Genomic DNA, 22,733 nt, shown 5'->3' on the forward strand with positions numbered 1-22,733 from the left:
ATCCCACAGGAAATTAATAATTTATAATTCATAATTTATAATTAATTAAAGTTTCCGATTATCAATCACACGTTTAGCTTTACCCACACTACGTTCGATGCTACGAGGTTCTACCAAACGGACATCCACACCCAAGCCCAGGACACTTTGAAGACGACTGGCCAATTTTTTCTTTAACGCCAGCATCTTGTTGATTTCATCTGAATAATATTCCGGACGCACTTCAACCTGTAATTCCATGGTATCGGTATTATTCTTACGGTCCACTATCAAAAGATAATGCGGTTCAAATTCCTCCATTTCAAGGATGACAGACTCTATCTGAGTCGGGAATACATTGACACCACGGATAATGAGCATATCGTCACTACGACCCAGAATACGATCCATACGAACCAGCGTACGCCCACAAGCACATTTGTCATAATGCAGGGCGGTAAGATCTTTGGTACGGTAACGCAACAGGGGCATACCTTCTTTGGTCAGATGGGTGAATACAAGTTCGCCTGTCTCACCGGGAGCAGCCGGTTCCAAGGTATTCGGATTGATGATTTCGGGGAAGTAATGGTCTTCGTTAAGGTGAGTGCCATGCTGGCATTCACACTCATACCCCACGCCGGGACCAGCGATCTCACTCAATCCATAGATGTCATAGGCTTTAATGCCCAGTTTTTCTTCAATCTCATTACGCATATTCTCTGTCCAGGGTTCCGCGCCGAAAGCCCCTATTTTCAGTTTGAATTCTTCGCGGGGCAAACCGGAATCTTTAATGGCATCCGCCAGATAGAGAGCATAAGATGGCGTACAACAAAGTACCGTAGAACCAAAATCATGCATTAAAGTAATTTGCTTTTCCGTGTTTCCGCTTGACATCGGAATTACGGAAGCGCCTATATTCTCAGCGCCTGCATGAGCACCCAGCCCGCCTGTAAACAGGCCATACCCGTAGGCTACATGAAAAAAGTCGGAACTATCCGCACCATAAGCCGTAAAAGCACGCGAAAGACATTCTGCCCAAGACGAAAGGTCCTTGCGGGTGTATCCCACTACGGTGGGCTTACCTGTAGTACCGGACGAGGCATGGATACGTACGATCTGGCTCATAGGTACGGCACAAAGTCCGAAAGGATAATTATCGCGCAAGTCATATTTGGTAGTAAAAGGAAGTTTTACTATATCATCTATGCTATTAATATCGTCCGGGGTAATCCCCAGTTCCTGCATTTTCTTACGGTAGAAAGGAGTGTTGTGATAAACATGCTCCACAATCTTTTTGAGGCGAATGCTTTGGATTTTACGGAGGCTTTCACGATCCATACATTCGATGCTTTCATTCCAAATCATGTCTTTGTTGTATTACATTGATGGTTATTATTAATTCTTATTTCCTGCAAAGGAATAAAAAAATTTTGTTTATCTCAAGTATTTTCCCGAATATTGCCGGCCATAAGGAGAGAAAATGAATAAATTTGAATTAACATCCGCCTATAAGCCCACCGGTGATCAGCCGGAAGCTATTGCAGAGCTCACTGAGGGCGTACTTCAGGGAGTTCCGGCACAAACTTTACTTGGTGTCACCGGTTCGGGAAAAACGTTCACCATAGCTAATGTTATTGCTAACATCAATAAACCAACGTTAATATTAAGCCATAATAAAACGTTGGCCGCACAACTTTACAGTGAATTTAAGTCTTTCTTCCCCAATAATGCCGTAGAATACTACGTTTCTTATTATGATTATTATCAGCCGGAAGCTTATCTTCCGTCTTCTGATACATATATAGAAAAGGACCTTGCCATCAATGATGAAATAGATAAACTGCGCCTTGCCGCTACTTCTTCCCTACTCTCGGGCCGGAAAGACGTAGTGGTCGTGTCTTCTGTATCCTGCATTTATGGTATGGGAAATCCGTCCGACTTCTATAACAATGTGATAGAAGTACAGCAAGGAAAAGCATTCAGTCGGAACGTTTTTCTACGTCGTTTGGTGGACAGTCTTTATGTACGCAATGACATTGACCTGAATCGTGGTAACTTCCGTGTGAAAGGAGATACGGTAGACATTTATCTGGCGTATGCCGATAATCTGCTGCGTATCATTTTCTGGGGGGATGACGTAGACAGCATCGAAGAAGTCGATCCGATAAGCGGTGTTACCATCGCCCGCTTTGATGCATATAAGATATATCCCGCTAATCTGTTCATGACCACTAAGGAAGCCACTCTGCGAGCCATTCATGAAATTGAAGACGACTTGCGCAAGCAAGTGCAATGGTTTGAAAATGAGGGACGTCCCTTTGAAGCGAAACGTCTTCAGGAGCGGGTTACCTATGATATGGAAATGATACGCGAATTAGGGCACTGTTCAGGCATAGAAAACTATTCGCGCTATTTCGACGGGCGTAAGGCCGGTAGTCGTCCTTACTGTTTATTGGATTTCTTCCCGGAAGATTTTCTGATTGTCATTGATGAAAGCCATGTAAGTGTACCGCAGATTCGAGCCATGTATGGGGGCGACCGCGCACGTAAAATAAACCTTGTGGAATATGGTTTCCGTCTTCCGGCCGCCATGGACAATCGTCCGTTGAAGTTCGAAGAATTTGCGGAAATGGCAAAACAAGTGATTTATGTGAGTGCGACACCTGCCGACTATGAACTTATCCAGTCGGAAGGTATAGTTGTGGAACAAGTAATTCGTCCTACCGGATTGTTAGATCCTATAATCGAAGTACGTCCCAGCCATAACCAGATAGATGATCTCATGGAGGAAATCCAGATACGGATCGAGAAGAACGAACGCACACTGGTAACAACGCTTACCAAGAGAATGGCGGAAGAGTTAACAGAATTCTTACTGAATAACGATGTGAAGTGTAACTACATCCACAGTGATGTAGATACCTTGGAGCGCGTAAAGATTATGAGTGATTTGCGTGAAGGCATCTATGACGTCCTTATCGGTGTCAACCTGCTGCGTGAAGGGCTGGATTTACCGGAAGTGTCACTTGTAGCCATTCTTGATGCAGATAAGGAAGGTTTCCTACGTTCTCACCGCTCGCTGACTCAGACTGCCGGACGTGCCGCCCGAAATGTAAACGGAATGGTCATCATGTATGCCGACCGTATCACCGATAGTATGCGACTGACGATTGATGAAACGAACCGTCGCCGCGAAAAGCAATTGAAATACAATGAAGAGCATGGCATCACGCCTCAACAAATCAAGAAAGGGAAGAATCTGAATGTATTTGCATCAAATGCTCCAACAGAAGACAGTTATATCGAAAAAGAAGCGACGATCACTCCCCGCCCCTACATCGAACAAGAAAGCTCTGCCCATATTGCCGCCGATCCGATTGTACAATACATGTCTCGCCCGCAATTGGAAAAGAGCATCGAACGTACCAGAAAGCTTATGCAGGAAGCTGCCAAGAAACTTGACTTCATTGAAGCGGCACAATATCGTGACGAATTACTGAAAATGGAAGATATGCTGAAAGAAAAAGCCTAATACTACTTTTCTTAAAATACATAGAAGAAGAGCGGATTTTCACTAATAAATGTTATTAAACATGCTTTTTTTCTTGGATAATTTGCAGTTATCCTGAAAGTACGTATCTTTGCACTGTGTTTTTCATAGTATTAGATTTAAGGTTAACAAAGGTTGGAGTACAGCGGTACTCCTTTTTTATGCCCATACATCAGTAAAAGAAGAGAAACCGACATTAAATTAGTGGAGTATTTGCCACATTTAGTGTACTATTTGTTACCCCTGTTGTTCCCAACAAAACATATATTTATTTTTGCAGGCATTCATATGAAACTCTAAAAATGCCATGAAAAAGATAATACTAATACTTGCTACAACTCTTATCAGTACAGCACACATCCATGCCCAGAAACTAACAGTACATACCATCGGAGATTCCACAATGGCCGACTATGTGGAAAATACCACCCGTACGCGCGGATGGGGAGAAATGCTGCAAGAATTCTTTACTTCGGATGTACGGGTCATCAATTATGCCCGTGGAGGAAGAAGCTCACGTTCATTCACAGAAGAAGGACTGTGGGATAAAGTAAAAAGTAATCTGAATCCAGGAGATTACGTATTCATCCAGTTTGCACATAATGACGAAAAAGAACAGGGAAAAGATGGAGCAGACGGACGGGGTACGGCTCCATGGACCACTTACAAGACTTTTCTTGAACAGTATGTAGACGAAACTGAAGCACTGGGTGCTAATCCGGTTTTCATCACTCCAATCGTGAGACGTTATTTCACCAAAGCGGGAACGATCAGTCCGAAAGGCTGTCATGACATTGGCATTGCCCCTGATGACTCAACCTTAAACTATGTACGAGTTATGAAACACGTGGCGCGTGAGAAACGAGTCCCCTTGGTAGACATGACCACACTGACCAAGAATTTTGCAGAGCAACTGGGAGAAGAAACTACCATAAAATGCATATACGTACCAACAGACGGCACGCATACACAGGCTACAGGTGCTGCATGTTATGCCGGACTGGTCGCTCAGGAATTGAAACAACAAGGCATACTTTCCGATTATATCCAGGAAGATGCACCACTTATTCTAAATCCCACCTCACTTGATTTTCAAACTATCTATATAGGAGATAAAGCAACTTTGTGTTTTGACCTCACCGGGTTAAAACTAACTCCCTCCAGTGGTATTTTATGTTTGGAAGCTCCACAAGGCATGACACTTTCCGATGCTCCCCAATCTTCACCTAAAACGGTTATCGAACTACCCTATTCAAATGGTAGATTATGGAATCAATGTTTTTATCTTCACTTCTCTCCTAAACATGCGGAAAAAGTTTCTACTGTTATACCTATTATATATGGAAACAATAAGCGGTTTCTTCCGGTGACGGCTATCAGCAAAAAGATCAGTCACCAAAGCCCTGTAATCCGGGAATGTCCCGACATTGCCGTAAAAAGCCTGATACAAACAGAAAAAGGTATCACGATAGAAACCGGTAAATGGCCTGCCGATATTGATGAGGACGGCAAACGTTATGCAGAAGTCATCATACAAAGCAATGAAAAGTCACTTATAATCCGCCGGATCTCTTTCACTCTGGAAGGGGAAATTTCTTATCGCCTCGCCTATGCACACGGAAAAGACTTTTATCCACGTACCGATCTGGCAGAACAGCCACATGCCCCAAAAAACTCCCGGTAAACAGATATTCCCTGTCAATGTAACGTTAAAGCCTCATAAACGCCTCCATATCCGACTTTTCCCATGGAGCACACGGCAGAGTAAAGAATTATATTTTAGAATAAAAGATTGCCGGTTTGAGGGAATGGAAATAGAATAAGGCTTCATTGGATAATATCAGATACTCAAAGTACCTGATAGGAAATTTCGGCCGAAACAAATGATATTTTGCGGCCGCAAGGATAGCATCAGAGGAAATATCATGATCGATGATCATCCCAAGAATCTTTCTACCTTCGATGGAGAACGGTATTTATTTGCACAACCACATAATATGCGTGTACCGGACCGTAACTATCACAGAGTATCGGGCTGGCAAGATATTATCAGGCTGTTATAAGGACAATCATAATAGAGAGTGAATCTTTTTCGTAGAGTTTATGAGATTGAAGTATCGCAATATTGTGTAGGCAGACTATCAGTATATGATAAAACACTATCAATTCATCTTATCGGAATTGCCTATCTTTGCCGCACTTATCAATATTCAGAAATCTAAAAAGAAGAAAAACATGAGCATCAGAAAACGAATGAATGTATTGTTTGGAACGTTACTGCTGACCGGCAGTCTGTTTTCACAAAATGTATGCGTATCTACCCCTGAAACCTCCCTGGTACTCTCGGCACCTGTCGGTGGTGAGCTGAAACATGTATACTATGGAGATAAACTCTCGGAGGTAGATTTGCAGAATATAAATCTTACAGGAACTCCGGACATGCCTGCTTATCCTGTGTATGGACTTAACTGTCCCGGAGAATCCGCTTTAGCCGTAAAACATGCCGACGGAAACATGACTTTGCAGATGGAAATCATACAGGTAAAAACGAGCAAGGAAGGAAATGCGGAAATCACTGCCATCGAACTGAAAGACAAGGTATATCCTTTCTATGTAAACGTGTATTATAAAGCCTATCAGGATGCAGATGTCATCGAGACATGGACAGAAATCCGACATCAGGAAAAGAAACCGGTTATACTCAATCAGTTTGCCTCTGCTTTCTTACCTATTCGTCGGGGCGATGTCTGGCTATCTCATCTTTACGGATCATGGGCGAACGAAGGACGTTTGTGTCAAGAGGCATTGGAACCCGGCATGAAGGTAATAAAGAATAAGGATGGGGTACGAAACTCGCACACCTCACATGCCGAAGTCATGTTCTCACTGGATGGAAAGCCACAGGAAAATGCGGGTTGTGTCATTGGCGCCGCCCTCTGTTACAGTGGTAACTACAAACTGCGCATTGATACGCACGACGATGAATATCATCGGTTCTTTGCCGGAATCAATGAGGAAAATTCAGCTTACTCATTAAAGAAAGATGAGATTTTCCGTACTCCCGAACTTGCTTTAACTTACAGTAATGAAGGATTAAGCGGAAGCAGCCGGAACTTCCATCGCTGGGCGCGCCTGCACAAGCTTGCTCATGGCACTGTTCCCCGCAAGATTTTGCTGAATAGCTGGGAAGGTGTCTACTTCGACGTTAACCAAGCGGGTATGGATCAGATGATGAGTGATATCGCTTCCATGGGTGGTGAACTGTTCGTGATGGATGACGGTTGGTTTGGCGACAAATATCCGCGTAAAAACGACAGTTCTTCTCTTGGAGACTGGGTAGTGGATAAGAATAAGTTACCCAATGGCATTGAAGGTCTGCTGAAAGATGCACAAAAGAACGGTGTCAAGTTTGGCATCTGGATAGAGCCGGAAATGGCCAATACGACCAGTGAATTTTATGAGAAACATCCGGACTGGGTGATTAAGGCTCCCGAACGTGACGTGGTGCAGGGACGTGGTGGTACACAAGTAGTGCTGGATCTTGCCAATCCGCAGGTACAGGAATTTATCTTCAAGATTGTAGATGATCTTATGAGTAACTACCCGGAAATCGACTACATCAAATGGGATGCCAATATGTCCATCTTAAATCATGGTTCCAATTATCTGACGAAAGACAATCAAAGCCACATGTATATTGAATTCCACCGTGGCTTTGAGAAAATATGCCAGCGAATACGCGCTAAATATCCGGACCTTACCATACAGGCTTGCGCCAGCGGCGGCGGTCGTGTCAACTATGGCATCCTGCCCTACTTCGATGAGTTTTGGGTAAGTGATAATACGGATGCTCTGCAACGTATCTATATGCAATGGGGAACTTCGTATTTCTTCCCTGCCATTGCCATGGCATCGCATATCAGTGCCGCTCCCAACCACCAGACTTTCCGCACCATTCCTTTAAAATATCGCATTGACGTAGCGATGAGTGGTCGCCTGGGTATGGAAATACAACCAAAGAATATGACAGAGGAAGAGAAGACACTTTGCAAGAATGCCATCGCTGAATATAAAACGATCCGTCCGGTGGTGCAACTGGGTGATATCTATCGTTTAATGTCTCCGTATGATAAGTTGGGAGTAGCTTCTATGATGTACGTAACGCCTGAAAAGGATAAGTCGGTGTTCTATTGGTGGAAGACAGAACACTTTGTCAACCAGCATCTGCCACGAGTGAAAATGGCAGGACTCTCTCCCAATAAACTTTACAAAGTGCATGAACTGAACCGGATAGATAATGATCCGCTGAGTTTTGAGGGAAAGACATTTAGTGGTGCTTATCTGATGGCGAATGGTTTGGAGATACCTTATAACCATAAGGTAGATTACCATAAGCAGAATGATTATTCAAGTAGAGTGCTTTATCTGGAAGAGGTGAAATAGTATTTATCCATTATGGTGCGGTAATGAGCTATATTCCCATTAGGACTGAACATACTTCCCACTACGACTGAAGCCACTTCCCACTACGACTGAACTAGTGTTCCACTACGACTAATCTTAGTGGAACACTAAGTACACTATCACACAAGAAGTTATATTCTTCAGTTCACTCCTATATAATACCCTACAGTAATGAATGAAATGATAACCTGTACTATCTCAATTAGCTTCGCTGACATATTATCTGATTTATCTCATTAAGGTACGTTCTCCTCCTCTCGGGAGGAGGAGTACCCCAACGGGGGGGAGGTGGTAGGTAAAATAATAAATACCTATTAATAAGAATATTAAGGAACTATTTCTCACCTACCACCCCGCCCTTCGGGCACCCCTCCTCCAACTGGAGGAGGGGAATTGAGATAGTCCATTTAATTCATAACCCTACAGAAACAAATTAATTCCCCCACCAATCCCCAATAATTTCACATTTTTGCGTATGTTTGTACAAAAGTTCAATCCAGCAAATCTACATGGAATTATTAGTATATAAAGCCTCAGCCGGCTCAGGAAAGACATTCACCCTTGCTGTAGAGTATATCAAGCACCTGATACTGAATCCAAGGGCCTATCGGCAAATACTGGCCGTAACTTTTACCAATAAAGCTACGGCAGAAATGAAAGAACGTATTCTGCAACAACTTTACGGCATCTGGTTAAGTGATCCGGCATCAGAGCCCTACCTGAACCGCATCCGGGAAGATTTACGACAGAAAAACTTATCCGACTCCGACATTCGTCGGGCAGCAGGAACAGCATTGCAATACATGCTGCATGATTACAGCCGTTTTCGCGTAGAAACCATCGACTCCTTCTTCCAGTCCGTAATGCGCAATCTGGCACGGGAACTGGAACTGAGTCCGAACCTGAATATAGAACTGAACAACGCCGACGTACTGAGCGATGCCGTAGACAGCCTCATTGAAAAACTGACACCTTCCTCCCCTGTCCTGGCTTGGTTGCTGGATTATATCAACGAACGCATTGCCGATGACAAACGTTGGAATGTATCCGATGAGATCAAGCGATTCGGCTGGAACATCTTCGACGAAGGTTACATAGAACGCGGTGAAGGACTCCGGCAACAACTGAAAGAACCGGATATAATCAAACTGTACCGTAATGTGTTGCGGGAAATGGAGACTGAGGCTCTGGAACAAATGAAAAGCTTCTACGACCAGTTCATCGGAGAATTGGAATCACATGCACTCACCGCCGAAGAGCTGAAAGGCGGAACGCGAGGCATAGGCAGTTATTTCCGTAAATTGCGTGACGGACGGTTATCAGACAAAGATGTGCTGAACGCCACTCTGAAGAATAGCTTAGATGACGCAAAGAATTGGGCCACCAAGACTTCGCCCCGAAAGAACGATATCATCCATCTGGCAGAAACAAGTCTGCTCCCTTTATTGCAGGATGCAGAAACATTCAGACCCCGCAACAACAAGACCGTAAACAGTTGCCGGTTATCACTGCAACACCTGAACAAATTGCAATTGCTTGCCCATATTGACGAAGAAGTACGGGAGCTGAACCGCGAACATAACCGTTTCCTGTTGTCAGACACCAACGCCTTGCTCCATAACCTGGTACGGGATGGAGACTCTTCATTCGTATTCGAGAAAATCGGTGCCAATATCCGGAACGTAATGATCGATGAATTCCAGGACACCAGCCGTATGCAATGGGATAACTTCAAAATCTTATTGCTCGAAGGTCTTTCACAAGGAGCCGACAGCTTGATTGTAGGTGACGTGAAACAATCCATTTACCGTTGGCGAAATGGAGACTGGGGAATATTGAATGCGCTGGGTACCAAAGAAACGCCTATTCCCTACCCTGTACGTGTAGAAACTTTAAAAACAAACCGTCGAAGCGAAACAAATATCATCCGTTTTAACAACAGTTTGTTTACGGCCGCAGTGGAGTACCTGAATATGCTTCACCTGAAAGAATTACAGGAAGATTGCCGCCCGTTGCAGCAAGCCTATGCCGACGTGGCACAGGAATCTCCACGAACCGAAGCCAAAGGATACATCAAGGCGACTTTCCTGGAACCGGACGAAGAACACGATTATACGGAACTGACCATCATCTCTTTAGGCGAAGAAGTACAGAGACTACTGGCTGCCGGTGTAAAATTAAACGATATCACCATCCTCGTTCGCAAGAATAAAAACATTCCTCCCATTGCCGATTACTTCGACAAAACAATGCATCTGCCTATTGTTTCAGACGAAGCTTTCCGACTGAATGCTTCACAAGCATTGTGCATGTTGATGGATGCTTTACGTTACCTTTCCAATCCTGATGATAAAGTGGCAAGAGCCTCATTAATTATAAATTACGAATTACAGATTACAAACGAAAACAAAGAAGGGCGAATGGAGAAGGAAGGAGCAAATGCGCCTGAAACGAAATGGGACGATATACTAACTTCCCGACCTGAGGATGTATTGCCCGAGGCATTTGTCAACCGCATAGAGCCTCTTCGTCTAATGCCGCTATACGAATTACTGGAAGAATTGTTCAGTCTGTTTGAGATGAACCGGATCAAAGAACAGGATGCGTATCTCTTTTCTTTTTTCGATGCCGTAACGGAGTACCTGCAAAACAACTCATCGGATCTGGATGTATTTATCCGCTATTGGGACGAAACCTTATGCAACAAAACAATCCCCAGCGGAGAAATGGATGGTATTCGTATCCTTTCCATTCACAAGTCAAAAGGATTGGAATTCCATACCGTCTTAATCCCCTTCTGCGACTGGAAGTTAGAGAATGAGACCAATAATCAATTAATATGGTGCTCACCTTCCGAATCACCTTTCAGCGCACTCGACATTGTTCCGGTCAATTATTCCTCTACCATGGCAGAATCAGTATACAGGCAAGAGTATCTTAACGAGCGTCTGCAACTTTGGGTGGATAACCTGAATCTGCTCTATGTAGCATTTACCCGTGCCGGAAAGAATCTCATCCTTTGGAGTAAAAAAGGCCAGAAAGGAACAATGTCCGAACTGCTTGCCAATGCACTGCCACACGTAGCCGCCCAGGAAGGTAATGAAAATTGGGACGAGGAAGAACCTTACGAAACCGGAATGCTCTGCCCATCGGAAGATACCAAGCCGACGACGACCGCCAAAACCTCAGTCAACCGCCTTGCTCAAAAGCCTGACAAACTCCCGGTACACATGGAGAGCATGAGGCATGAGATCGAATTCCGGCAATCAAACCGTTCAGCCGACTTCATTCAGGGAGTTGACGAAGATGAATCAGACAATCGCTTCATAAACCGAGGACGCTTGCTGCATACTCTTTTCTCAGCCATTGAAACAGAAGAGGACATCGACAATGCCATCGACCAACTTATATTCGAAGGCATCATCGGCAAAACGGAAACAGAAGATGAAATCCGGGAACTGACCCGGCATGCCTTTTCCACCCCCCAAGTGCAGGATTGGTATTCGGGAGACTGGCAATTGTTCAACGAGTGCGACATCATCTGGCAAGAAAAAGGGGAACTCCGAACCCGCCGACCGGACCGCGTCATGATGCGCGACAACGAAATTGTTGTCGTGGACTTCAAATTCGGAAAACAGAATAAGAAATATAATAAGCAAGTACAGGGATATATGCAACTGCTCACACGCATGGGATACCCGAAAGAGAACATAAAAGGATACCTGTGGTACGTAGAAGAAGATTTAATAGAAAAAGTATAAAGAATCATGATACGAGGAAAGCAAACTTGCAAAATATTAAAAGACATTCGCCGGCAAATTGCCGAAGCAAATGATATCGAATATATCACTTCCGAATGTCAATACAAAGGAGATTGTACAGGTACATGTCCCAAATGCGAGGCAGAAGTGCAGTATCTGGAGCAACAACTGGCACGTAAACACATGGCAGGAAAAGCGATTACCATACTTGGAATATCCGCAGGATTGGCAACAATGATACCACAGCCTGCCTGTGCAGAGCCGATCCATTCCGAAGCTCCGCATGGTTATTATATAGTAACTCCGGAAATACAGGAAAAACCGGTGATAAGAGTCCTCCCGCCGGACTCTCTCGTACAGGAGGTTATCCTGCAAGATACTACCATATATGGCACAAATCAGTACGATGCACCGGATACAATGCCCGAATTTCCCGGGGGCATGATTGAAATGATGCAATTCATAAGCAAAAAATTAGACCTGAAACTCCCCGTTTATCAAGGTAACGGAACTCAAGGACGAACTACAGTCAGATTTGTCATCGAAAAGGATGGGAGTATCACAAATGCCAGAATCCTCAGAGGCGTTGATCCGTATTTAGATAAAGAGGCTCTGCGCGTAGTCAGAGAATTCCCCAAATGGAAACCCGGTACGGTAGCGGGACAACCTGTACGTGTGGAATATACCGTCCCGGTCATGTTTCGATTGCAGTAGATATAAGGCAATTATAAATCAGAATAATCATGGTACGAGGAAAGCAAACATGCAAGATATTAAAAGACATTCGCCGGCAAATTGCCGAAGCAAATGATATCGAATATATCACTTCCGAATGTCAATACAAAGGAGATTGTACAGGTACATGTCCCAAATGTGAATCAGAAGTACGATATCTGGAACATCAACTGGAACGACGACGCATGGCAGGAAAAGCGATCACTCTATTAGGATTGTCCGCAGGGATTATCGCAATGAATGCCTGCGCCAACTCACCTGGCCAGTCAGCAAAGAACACCTCAGAGATCAAACTTGAGTGTCAGAGCGTGCCGACGGATAAGGACTCACTCTTTTTAATCAAAGGTACGGTTACAGACAGTCTGACTCAAAAACCAATTGTCGGAGCCAATGTCTCTGAAAAAGAAACTACAAATGGTACTCTAACAGATGCGAATGGTGAGTTTACACTAAAAGTTTCCGGTAAATATCCGCTAATCATCCAATACGTTGGAATGGAAACGCAGGAAATTGAAATAAATAAGAAGGGAGCAACTTACATTCAGGTCGCACTGCGTGAAAGCAATATGACAATGGGAGAATCAACAATAATATCCGGAGAGATACTGGAAGGAGATGTTGATTACGAAACAATAGAAACAACACCACCGGAATTTCCCGGAGGCACACAAGCTTTATTCAATTTCATACGTGAGAATCTGCAATATCCTAATAACGATATATGCGTGACAGGGCGCATTGTAGCACAGTTCACTGTCAAAGAAGACGGTAGCATCGCAAATGCCCGAGTAATCCGTGGCATCCATCCGGATTTTGACAAAGAGGCTCTGCGGGTGATTAATATGATGCCCAAATGGAAACCTGGTACCAAACAAGGGGAAGTGGCGGATACAGAGTACACCGTGCCCATAATGTTCAGTGCAGAATAGTTATCAAAAACAAAAGATTAAGATGCAAACTTTTCTTCAATTAGTTGCCCAAGACTTACACCAAAAGATAGGAAACGATCTTTCACGGATCGCCATTGTTTTTCCGAACAAACGTGCCAGCCTTTTCTTCAACGAGCATTTGGCGACACAAAGTGACCGCCCTTTATGGTCTCCCGCTTACGTCAGCATCAGTGAACTGTTCCGACAGCTTTCTCCATGGAAACTGGGCGACCCCATCCGCCTAGTTTGTGAACTCTATAAAGTATTTCGTGAAGAAACCCATAGTGAAGAAACTCTTGATGATTTCTATTTCTGGGGAGAACTTCTTATCAGCGATTTCGATGATGTCGATAAAAATCTTGTTGATGCCGACCGTCTATTCTCCAATCTGCAAGACCTGAAAAATATCATGGATGATTACGACTTCCTTGACTCCGAACAGGAAGAAGCCATCCGTCAGTTCTTTCAAAACTTCTCCATCGAGCGACGCACGCAACTGAAAGAGAAGTTCATCTCCTTGTGGGATAAATTAGGCGATATCTATCACGGCTACCGCGACAATCTCGCAGAACTCGGCATTGCTTATGAGGGTATGATGTATCGCTACGTCATGGAAGAACTGCAACCGGAAAAGCTGAAGTATGACCGGTATGTTTTCGTTGGTTTCAATGTATTGAATAAAGTGGAAACCCGTTTTTTTGAGCGTCTGCGTGATGCCGGCAAAGCATTGTTCTATTGGGATTATGACTTGTTTTACACCCGTCTGCCTCGTAAGAAGACTCCGCCTTACACGCATGAAGCCGGCGAATTCATTCTCCGCAACCTGAAAATCTTCCCCAACGAACTACCCGAAACCGCATTCGATGTATTAAGACATCCTAAAAATGTACGTTTCATCTCCGCTCCTACCGAAAATGCACAGGCACGCTATTTGCCGGAATGGGTACGTTCCGTAATGAAAAACGATCCATCAGGTACACCAACCCAGGAAAAAGAGAATGCTGTGGTACTTTGTAATGAATCTCTTTTATTACCCGTACTCCACTCCATACCATCGGAAGTAAAGAATGTCAATATCACGATGGGATTTCCGCTGGCACAGACCCCTGTATACAGTTTCATCAGCGCACTCATAGAACTGCAAACCAGTGGTTATCGCAGAGATACAGGACGTTATTCATACGAAGCCGTCCAGGCTGTATTGAAGCATCCCTATACACGCCAATTGTCACCCTCCGCAGAAAAACTGGAGAAACAGCTTACGAAAGACAATCGCTTCTACCCTCTGCCTTCCGAATTAAAGCAAGATGAGTTTCTGGAACAGGTATTCACTCCGCAGACCGGCATTTCAGCCCTCTGCCAATACCTGACGGATACACTTCGCGAAGTCTCCATCCTCTACCGGCAAGAACAGGAAACAGATGATATTTTCAATCAGCTTTACCGGGAGTCCTTATTCAAGAGCTATACCCTCATCAACCGTCTGCTCAGTCTTATTGACAGTGGTGAACTAAATCTGCAAACCGACACTTTGAAACGCCTTCTTTGCCGCTTGCTTGCAACCTCAAATATTCCGTTCCACGGTGAACCTGCCATCGGTATGCAAGTAATGGGAGTGCTGGAAACACGTAACCTCGATTTCCGAAACCTCATCATGCTCTCCCTCAACGAAGGTCAGCTGCCCAAAGCCGGTGGAGAATCATCCTTCATCCCTTACAATCTGCGGAAAGCTTTCGGCATGACCACTATCGAACATAAGAATGCGGTCTATGCATACTACTTTTACCGACTGATACAACGCGCTGAAAATATCACCTTATTATATAATACATCTTCTGATGGACTGAACCGTGGAGAAATGTCCCGTTTCATGCTGCAATTTCTTGTTGAATCGCCGCACGATATTTCACGCGAATACCTGGAAGCCGGACAATCTCCTCAAAGTGGCAGAGAAATCCGTATAGAGAAAACACCGGAAATCATTGCGAGAATGTGTGAGAAATACAATCTCGTCCGCCATCCCAAAGCACTTTTCTCTCCTTCTGCACTCAATGCTTATCTGGATTGCCGTTTGAAATTCTACTATCGTTATGTGGCCGGATTAAAAGCTCCCGATGAAGTGAGTGCTGAAATAGATTCCGCACTGTTCGGTACTATTTTCCACCGTTCAGCCGAATTGGCATATAAAGATCTGACTGCGAATGGAAAAGAAATACGGAAGGAAGACCTGGAGCAACTGTTACGTAATGACGTAAAATTACAGAATTATGTAGATACAGCTTTCAAAGAAGAGTTCTTCCACGTTCTCCCCACAGAAAGACCTGAATATAATGGTACGCAACTTATTAATGCCAAAGTGATTGCATCCTATCTCCGCCAATTGCTGCGTAACGACCTGCAATATGCTCCTTTCGCCATGGAAGGTATGGAAGAACCGGTAAACGAAATCATGGAAATAGAAACTCCACAAGGAAAACTGTCCCTGAACATCGGTGGTACCATCGACCGCATGGACAGTAAGGGCGATACCTTACGTATTGTAGACTATAAAACCGGTGGCAGCCCCAAAACTCCCGAGAATATAGAGCAACTGTTCACTCCTGCCGACGGACGTCCAAACTATATTTTCCAAACTTTCCTGTACGCTTCCATCATGTGCCGCAAACAATCGTTGAAGGTTGCCCCTTCCCTGCTCTACATTCACCGTGCAGCATCAGAAACTTATTCTCCTGTAATTGAAATGGGGGAAGCCCGCCAACCTAAAATACCGGTCAACAACTTCGCTTTCTATGAAGATGAGTTTCGCGAACGCCTGCAAAACCTATTACAAGAAATATACAATCCGGAAGAGCCCTTTACACAAACTGAAGATAAAAGGAAATGTGAGTTCTGTGATTTCAGAGACCTGTGCAGGCGCTAATAAAAAAACAGACCGTCCGTTCACCTGGAACAGACGGTCTATATGACTCGGACAGACCATCTGTTTCAACCCAACAGACGGTCTGTTTTTCTTTATTGTATCATTTATTTTTTCAACGGAACAGAGAAACTGAATATAGAACCTTCACCCTTCTTCGAGGTAAACCACAACTTACCACCATTCTTCACCACAAAATCCTGGCACAACAACAATCCCAAACCGGAACCTTCTTCATTGTTAGTACCGAATGTGCTGAAGTGAGTATCTGTATGCAGCAATTTCTTTTGTCCTTCCTCGTCAATACCGCAACCGTGGTCTTGTACGCTGACTACCGCCATGCCATCTTTCGCTTCCAGCTTCACCAGCACCTCAGAGTTTTCGTTACTGAACTTAATAGCATTGCTTATCAGATTGCGTATTACAGTCTTCAGCATATCAATGTCGGCAGATACAGCTAACTTCTCCGGTTTCTCTTCACGGATTGTAATCTTCTTCATACCGGCTACCATATTGAAGATGTCGATCACTCCATCCACAACTTCTACTACATCAATGTCCTGATATACTACATTCAACTTACCAATCTGGCTCTTGGTCCACTTCAGCAAGTTATCCAGCAGAGAGAATACATCTTCTGTCGTCTGGTTTGCCATTGTCAGCAGTTCATACATCTCGGCACCGATTTTCTCGGACGGCAGATTCAGTATCAACATATTCAGCACCATCTTGATGGAGCCCATAGGAGAACGTAAATCATGAGCAATCACCGAATAAAGTTTGTCACGTCCGGCAATGGTACGTTGCAGTTCTTCGGTCTTATTCAAAATAATACGTTTGGCAGCTACCAACGAAATCTGGTGGGTTACACGGATAATCAGCTCTTCCTTGTTAAAAGGTTTGGAGATAAAGTCATTTGCTCCCACCTGGAAACCTTTTACAATATCCGTCGTGCTGTTCAGTGCAGTCAGGAAGATGATAGGAATATCTGCGGTTTTGGGATTTGCTTTCAAATGTTGCGCTACCTCAAAACCACTCATATCCGGCATCATCACGTCCAGCAACACCAAATCCGGGTTTTCCTTATCTACCTGCTCTAATGCTTGCCGACCGTTACTTGCCGTAGCGATTGCAAATTTTTCATTTGTCAAGAGTACCTTCAACAATAATACGTTGGACATCACATCGTCGACGATGAGAATTTTGTACTCAGAAGGATTAATTTCCATATTCATCTTATACAATATTGTTTTCCCGTTTATCTATATAATCTATTTACGATATTCCCTAAAATATTCCACTATCCGCTTCAAACCGTCTTCCAGTTCAATGGTAGGCTTCCAGTTCAGCTTCTCTTTTGCCAGCGTAATATCCGGCTGACGTTTTTTAGGATCATCATGCGGAAGTGGCTTGAATACCAACTTCGACTTCGACCCTGTCAACTGAATCACTTTTTCCGCTAATTCGAGGATGGAAAATTCATTCGGATTTCCAAGGTTCACCGGACCAATAAATTCATCCTCCGTGTTCATCATTCTCACCATTCCCTCTATGAGGTCATCAATATATTGAAAGCTTCGCGTCTGATCTCCTGTTCCATAGATAGTTATATCATGATCCTGCAATGCCTGAACCACAAAATTGGAAACCACTCTTCCATCATTCGGCAGCATTCGTGGGCCATACGTGTTAAAGATACGAATAATTTTAATACGAATGTTGTTTTGCCGGTGATAATCCATAAACAAAGTTTCAGAACAGCGCTTCCCTTCATCATAACAAGAACGGATGCCTATTGGATTTACATTTCCCCAATAACTTTCCACCTGAGGATGCACTACCGGATCACCATATATTTCACTGGTAGATGCCTGTAAAATCTTGGCATTCGTCTTCTTTGCCAACCCTAACATATTAATGGCTCCCAATACAGAAGTCTTAATCGTTTTGATTGCATCATATTGGTAATGTATCGGCGATGCCGGGCAAGCTAAATTGTATATTTCATCAAGAGTCTCGGTATGATAGGGGAATTCTACATCATGATGCACAAACTCAAAAAGAGGATTGCTTTTCAGATGCTCGATATTCGCTTTCACGCCGGTAAATAGATTGTCAAGACATATCACATGATGTCCTTCATTTATCAACCGTGTGCATAAGTGCGACCCTATAAAACCAGCACCACCGCTAACCAATATATTTTTCATGTATGTTTTTTATAATGTCCAAAGACTTATGAAACCTGTTCATTTGTTTATGATGGCAAAAGTAGGAGATTTGGTTAACTTATGCAAGTTTGTAACAAGATATTTCACTTGTTAATGATAACAAAAGAACATAATAGAAACAAAAATGCCCAAAACGGGCATTTTATTCTTCGGGAACCGGCGTTTCAATCGGATTTGGAATACTAAAACTTTTGTCCGAGAACAAATCCGCCAAGCCGGAAATCTGCTTCAGACGAAGAAGTTCATCACGATCCATGCCTATATTTTTCATAATCCATTGGTCGGACATACCCGCTTTATCCAGTTCGGCCACAATATGGCACATCAGTTCGATATTGTGCGAGCCTCGTGCACGGTTATGCCGGATGGTAGATGCCATTCGATTGGATAATTCTTTATCAATCACCACTACAGGCAACAAACCGTTTTCCCGCTGATAAATTCGCTTGGAGCTTCTCAACACACTATAACGATGATACCCGTCTACCAGTATATAACGGTCGGTTTCGCTATCATAGTAACATACGCAAGGCATCGTAAACCCATCTTCCCAAATAGAAAGTTCCAGCAATTTCATTTCAGGTGGCGCCACTATGTTGGGATTATAATCATTCGCCACTATTTTCTCTACCGGCACAGCTTTTACGGCATATACCGGACTTTGATCTACACTCATAACATCATATTTTTGAATTGTTCCATTATTTTATCTCGTTTGTATGCTTCCTCCTTATTTAAGGCAAAACCCATATATTTGCAAGCATGATCATTCTTCAGAATACATACACACATTCTCTTATACGTGGGGATTTCACGAAATTCAGAAATGTCTATATCATCCAGATAGTCCATTTTAACAGGCTTCTTATGCGTCTTATAATTAGTAGTATTCACCACTTCCAATGACACGCCGGCTTTTCTTAGTTTCTCAATGGTCTCCTCAGCAAGACACCCGCCTTTTGTACGCCAAAACTCAATACTGACAGTCAGTTTCTTCAAATAATTGCGCCGGGTAGTTTCGGGTAAGGTAGAGAGCAGAAATCGCATGAACTCTTTCCAGGTATACCCCTTCGGCAGGCGGACGCTTTGCCAGCCCATAGCATGTGTTCCACCATAAATTCCGGTAAAGTTCACCCCATTAACACGGCCTACCATCTTGCCCCATGTACTGGGATCAATCACTTTATAAAGGCGAAGACTTTCCTGAGCCTCACAAAGGAAGGGGCTTGCTACACGCTGGCGCTCAATGTTTACACCTGCTTTATAATATAAATCATATAAATGATTATAGTCCCAGCCAAACCTTCCATTGGCTACCCAGATATCTGTCGTTTTCCAGTCGAAAACAGGATAAGCATTGAAGATATCATTTCCGATTTTAGAAGTCCACCGGTAATTATGATACATCTGATATTTCCGGGCGAGGTGAATGCTGCGCCAGCGATTGAAACTTTCCTGCGTACGAATACCTATGAGGAAGCAGGATCGTATCGCATCTTTTCTTGTATGCAACCATTTGGCAAAATGCATCTGAAACTCGTAGTCCCACATTGCATCCGTATAAAAAGGGAAGTCCTCTACAGTCATACTGCCTTCCGGCATTTTCCGTACCCATATATCCCGCTGCTCCGGATCCCAAGGACGCCAATAATTCTGATACATAGATGTACAGGTGGTTACCTTGAAAGGTACGCACACACGATATACATCCAAAATATCCTTATTGGCTTCCAGAATACGGTCCACGTAATCGATAGTCATGCTATACTGGATTTCATAATCCATGTGGTAAACACAAAGTTTACGCTTCAGATTATTGCGCCGGATGTAATCAATACATAAATTCAATAACACACCACTGTCTTTTCCTCCTGAAAAGGATACACAGATATTATCAAATTCTTTAAATATAATATGCAGCCGTTCCTGTGCTAATTCATATACATTCTTCTGAGCCTCCCCCATTCTATTTCTCCTTATTCATTTTTACATAGCGTTTCCATTCTTTCTCCACAGAAAAGCCTAATTCCTGGAATACTCTTTGATGCTCAATAAATGTAACTGAGCTCAAACGCTTATCTTCATCTGTGCTGTCTATAACTTTCTCCAAAAGAGCTTTTAATACTTCCGCATTATTCTCCTTTATATAATAGTTATTAATAATTGCTTCCGATTTCTTATGTTCCAGCGGTATAAAGCCAACTATTTCTTTTCCTTCCACCGCAACAAACCATATAAAGTTTTCCGAAGTGCGAAAAGGATAATTATAGTTCTGTTTCAATACTACAGGATTCATAACCAATGGAGCGACCAGTTGATACAACCGTTTCTCCGTGCCTTTTAATTCAACTATTTGTGTCATTATCGATTTGTTATTTATTATGGTTTGAGCTTACATTCCCACATAAAATAGTGCAGACAAAATTAAATAAAAAAAGAATAGAGACAATAAAGAATGGAGAAAATTAATAAAATTATATTTATTAAACATATGAATCTTAAACTACAGTATATTTCTATAAAATTGCTTATTGAGTTAGCCGGTAAGGTCGTTGTCACAACCTAACGCATTGCCCGGCGATACCGTGGTTCACATCTGTGCCGCTTCGCTCCGTATCAATTATATGAAAATAGAAAATTTCATTTTCAACCGATTATCGAAAAAAAGTAAATAGAAGTAATGTATTTTCATAACATTAGCATAGAAATATTCAGTTCTGTTTCTGACATAAAACCATTTACTGACAAATCCTGAATGAAAGGATTAAAGCAATCATTACCTACTGATACTCAACACATTAAGCAAGAGGAGAAATATCATTTTGGGGTCATTTTAGGGTCAGGGTCACCTATACACGCATTTGGAGGCAAAAAACAGAAAAAGGAAATATCGATATGTTTATATTTAAGATAAAAAGAGAACAAGCTCAATTTACGACAAAAAATTCCGCATAGACGGTATATGTATACATATTTCACAATCTAAGTATCTACTCTTACAGTGCAGAAAAGAGAGAATTGAAGAACATGCGAAAAGACATAAAAGTATAAGCACAAAATACAAATAAAAAATAATACACTATTAATCAACAAGTTGCCAATAGATTCAAGCCACACACGCTCCAAAATGTGTGTATAGGTGACCCTGACACCAAAATGACCCCTATTTGCTCGCCAGAACCTTGCCGATTAGGATTGATTTAGTAAACATATTTCCAATACTATATCAATAGTATTATAAGAAGCAATGTTCTGTCCTGAAAGAAGCAATGTTCTATTCAAAAGCATTGCTTTATATGCGACATAACATTGCTTCATATTCCATTTCATGAAATCAAGTTTAGAGCCTATTTCTCAAACAGCCAAATATATGTTCGAGAATGAGAACAATTCCAATGATCAGACCTATATCATCATTAAGGGAAAGTTGACAGGAAAAACCGAAGAGCTTTATTACAAGATACAGCTTCTTGATACGAATAAGAAGGCCTATCCCGTCATGAGGAATTACCACTACAAAATTGTGATAAAATCCTTCAGCGAGAGTGCAAACGGAAGTACTGAATTTGCCGATGCTAAAACTTCAGAACCTTCCAATAATATCTATGCCGAGATATTCAAGGAATCTCCTTCTATCTCCGACAATAACAATAATATGCTGACAGTAAACATATTACGCTTCCTGTTCACCCAGGCAGGAACCTTGAAGGTATCAGTATGCCTATTGGACCACCGGTCCCGGAACCAAAGTATTAAACTTCCGTACCAGTCTTGAAAACAGCGATGAAACCGTTCTGATAGCCAATGAAATCTTCCAGACAAAGAGCGTGGAAGTAAAATCGCGCCACTTTACCAATGTTTCAGTCAATGGAAACAATACGGTAAATTATGGCGTGAACAATACAGCCAGTTTTATGTTTACTATTCCAGCATACCCGGATAATCCGCCCACATACCCGTTAACGGTGTTTATTGCAACCCCAAATCTGCAAACCACCCAAAGCGGTTGGACAGCAGTTGCAGATGGTTATCAACGGACTTACGCTTCGCAGCTTTCAGGAGGATAAACCGTCACGTTTACCTCTAAAAAAGCCATAAGCAGTGAAAAGCTGATAATATCCGCTCCCGGATTTAGTCCTACGACCATTGGCTTTGAGAATATTCTGG

16 protein-coding genes are annotated in these 22,733 nt (G+C 42.9%); 10 read left to right on the forward strand and 6 right to left on the reverse strand.

Translation table 11 applies throughout. From position 1 onward, the window contains the following. Window positions 1–45: 45 nt before the first annotated feature. Window positions 46–1,344 (reverse strand): phenylacetate--CoA ligase family protein, encoded by a 1,299-nt coding sequence (locus BN161_RS21980; protein ID WP_044270272.1) that lies wholly within the window; start codon window positions 1,342–1,344, stop codon window positions 46–48. A 115-nt stretch (window positions 1,345–1,459) separates the two neighbouring features. Between BN161_RS21980 and uvrB the strand changes: the two genes are divergently transcribed. From uvrB to BN161_RS22020, 8 genes are all read left to right on the forward strand, one after another. Next, window positions 1,460–3,511, forward strand: a complete 2,052-nt coding sequence (gene uvrB, locus BN161_RS21985; protein WP_044270273.1) for an excinuclease ABC subunit UvrB — start codon at window positions 1,460–1,462, stop codon at window positions 3,509–3,511. 325 nt (window positions 3,512–3,836) lie between these two features. Further along, window positions 3,837–5,213, forward strand: a complete 1,377-nt coding sequence (locus tag BN161_RS21990; RefSeq protein WP_052356392.1) for a rhamnogalacturonan acetylesterase — start codon at window positions 3,837–3,839, stop codon at window positions 5,211–5,213. Window positions 5,214–5,454: 241 nt separating this feature from the next. After that, window positions 5,455–5,592, forward strand: coding sequence for a 5' nucleotidase, NT5C type (locus tag BN161_RS21995; protein WP_244436591.1), 138 nt, complete (start codon window positions 5,455–5,457; stop codon window positions 5,590–5,592). A 172-nt stretch (window positions 5,593–5,764) separates the two neighbouring features. Continuing rightward, window positions 5,765–7,972 carry an alpha-galactosidase gene (locus BN161_RS22000; protein WP_044270338.1) on the forward strand — a complete coding sequence of 736 codons (2,208 nt, stop codon included), beginning with the start codon at window positions 5,765–5,767 and terminating at the stop codon, window positions 7,970–7,972. A 530-nt stretch (window positions 7,973–8,502) separates the two neighbouring features. After that, the gene (locus BN161_RS22005) at window positions 8,503–11,754 is read left to right on the forward strand and encodes a UvrD-helicase domain-containing protein (protein ID WP_044270275.1); all 3,252 of its coding nucleotides are present in this window, start codon (window positions 8,503–8,505) and stop codon (window positions 11,752–11,754) included. A 6-nt stretch (window positions 11,755–11,760) separates the two neighbouring features. Then, window positions 11,761–12,468 (forward strand): energy transducer TonB, encoded by a 708-nt coding sequence (locus BN161_RS22010; protein WP_044270277.1) that lies wholly within the window; start codon window positions 11,761–11,763, stop codon window positions 12,466–12,468. Between the two features lie 29 nt (window positions 12,469–12,497). Further along, window positions 12,498–13,418 carry a TonB family protein gene (locus tag BN161_RS22015; RefSeq protein ID WP_044270279.1) on the forward strand — a complete coding sequence of 307 codons (921 nt, stop codon included), beginning with the start codon at window positions 12,498–12,500 and terminating at the stop codon, window positions 13,416–13,418. 22 nt (window positions 13,419–13,440) lie between these two features. Beyond that, window positions 13,441–16,338 (forward strand): PD-(D/E)XK nuclease family protein, encoded by a 2,898-nt coding sequence (locus tag BN161_RS22020; RefSeq protein WP_044270281.1) that lies wholly within the window; start codon window positions 13,441–13,443, stop codon window positions 16,336–16,338. A gap of 104 nt (window positions 16,339–16,442) precedes the next feature. On the opposite strand, the gene BN161_RS22025 is transcribed toward BN161_RS22020, so the two are convergent. The 5 genes from BN161_RS22025 to BN161_RS22045 form a co-directional block, all read right to left on the reverse strand. After that, on the reverse strand, window positions 16,443–17,570 hold the full coding sequence (locus BN161_RS22025) for an ATP-binding response regulator (protein WP_044270284.1): 1,128 nt from the start codon (window positions 17,568–17,570) through the stop codon (window positions 16,443–16,445). Window positions 17,571–17,606: 36 nt separating this feature from the next. After that, a complete protein-coding gene (locus BN161_RS22030; RefSeq protein ID WP_044270286.1) occupies window positions 17,607–18,545 on the reverse strand; it encodes a UDP-glucuronic acid decarboxylase family protein in 939 nt (312 codons plus the stop codon). A gap of 163 nt (window positions 18,546–18,708) precedes the next feature. Further along, the gene (locus BN161_RS22035) at window positions 18,709–19,242 is read right to left on the reverse strand and encodes an IbrB-like domain-containing protein (protein ID WP_044270288.1); all 534 of its coding nucleotides are present in this window, start codon (window positions 19,240–19,242) and stop codon (window positions 18,709–18,711) included. Then, window positions 19,239–20,531: a DUF3440 domain-containing protein gene (locus BN161_RS22040; protein WP_044270289.1), complete on the reverse strand. Its 1,293-nt coding sequence runs from the start codon at window positions 20,529–20,531 to the stop codon at window positions 19,239–19,241. The genes BN161_RS22035 and BN161_RS22040 overlap by 4 nt, the downstream gene beginning before the upstream one ends. 1 nt (window position 20,532) lies before the next feature. Further along, window positions 20,533–20,928 (reverse strand): hypothetical protein, encoded by a 396-nt coding sequence (locus tag BN161_RS22045; RefSeq protein WP_044270291.1) that lies wholly within the window; start codon window positions 20,926–20,928, stop codon window positions 20,533–20,535. Between the two features lie 966 nt (window positions 20,929–21,894). On the opposite strand from BN161_RS22045, the gene BN161_RS30700 reads away from it, so the two are divergent. Further along, complete coding sequence (locus BN161_RS30700) at window positions 21,895–22,341, forward strand: hypothetical protein (RefSeq protein ID WP_244436592.1); 447 nt, start codon at window positions 21,895–21,897, stop codon at window positions 22,339–22,341. 52 nt (window positions 22,342–22,393) lie between these two features. Continuing rightward, a complete protein-coding gene (locus tag BN161_RS30705) occupies window positions 22,394–22,633 on the forward strand; it encodes a hypothetical protein (RefSeq protein WP_244436593.1) in 240 nt (79 codons plus the stop codon). The last annotated feature ends 100 nt before the right edge of the window (window positions 22,634–22,733 follow it).

The organism is Bacteroides timonensis, from assembly GCF_000513195.1.
In the GTDB taxonomy this organism is placed as follows: Bacteria; Bacteroidota; Bacteroidia; order Bacteroidales; family Bacteroidaceae; genus Bacteroides; species Bacteroides timonensis.

Excerpts from the sequence above, each read along its gene's own strand:
- BN161_RS21980 (WP_044270272.1), bottom strand. The coding sequence starts at position 1,344 with ATGATTTGGAATGAAAGCATCGAATGTATGGATCGTGAAAGCCTCCGT.
- uvrB (WP_044270273.1), top strand. The coding sequence starts at position 1,460 with ATGAATAAATTTGAATTAACATCCGCCTATAAGCCCACCGGTGATCAG.
- BN161_RS21990 (WP_052356392.1), top strand. The coding sequence starts at position 3,837 with ATGAAAAAGATAATACTAATACTTGCTACAACTCTTATCAGTACAGCA.
- BN161_RS21995 (WP_244436591.1), top strand. The coding sequence starts at position 5,455 with ATGATCGATGATCATCCCAAGAATCTTTCTACCTTCGATGGAGAACGG.
- BN161_RS22000 (WP_044270338.1), top strand. The coding sequence starts at position 5,765 with ATGAGCATCAGAAAACGAATGAATGTATTGTTTGGAACGTTACTGCTG.
- BN161_RS22005 (WP_044270275.1), top strand. The coding sequence starts at position 8,503 with ATGGAATTATTAGTATATAAAGCCTCAGCCGGCTCAGGAAAGACATTC.
- BN161_RS22010 (WP_044270277.1), top strand. The coding sequence starts at position 11,761 with ATGATACGAGGAAAGCAAACTTGCAAAATATTAAAAGACATTCGCCGG.
- BN161_RS22015 (WP_044270279.1), top strand. The coding sequence starts at position 12,498 with ATGGTACGAGGAAAGCAAACATGCAAGATATTAAAAGACATTCGCCGG.
- BN161_RS22020 (WP_044270281.1), top strand. The coding sequence starts at position 13,441 with ATGCAAACTTTTCTTCAATTAGTTGCCCAAGACTTACACCAAAAGATA.
- BN161_RS22025 (WP_044270284.1), bottom strand. The coding sequence starts at position 17,570 with ATGAATATGGAAATTAATCCTTCTGAGTACAAAATTCTCATCGTCGAC.
- BN161_RS22030 (WP_044270286.1), bottom strand. The coding sequence starts at position 18,545 with ATGAAAAATATATTGGTTAGCGGTGGTGCTGGTTTTATAGGGTCGCAC.
- BN161_RS22035 (WP_044270288.1), bottom strand. The coding sequence starts at position 19,242 with ATGAGTGTAGATCAAAGTCCGGTATATGCCGTAAAAGCTGTGCCGGTA.
- BN161_RS22040 (WP_044270289.1), bottom strand. The coding sequence starts at position 20,531 with ATGGGGGAGGCTCAGAAGAATGTATATGAATTAGCACAGGAACGGCTG.
- BN161_RS22045 (WP_044270291.1), bottom strand. The coding sequence starts at position 20,928 with ATGACACAAATAGTTGAATTAAAAGGCACGGAGAAACGGTTGTATCAA.
- BN161_RS30700 (WP_244436592.1), top strand. The coding sequence starts at position 21,895 with ATGAAATCAAGTTTAGAGCCTATTTCTCAAACAGCCAAATATATGTTC.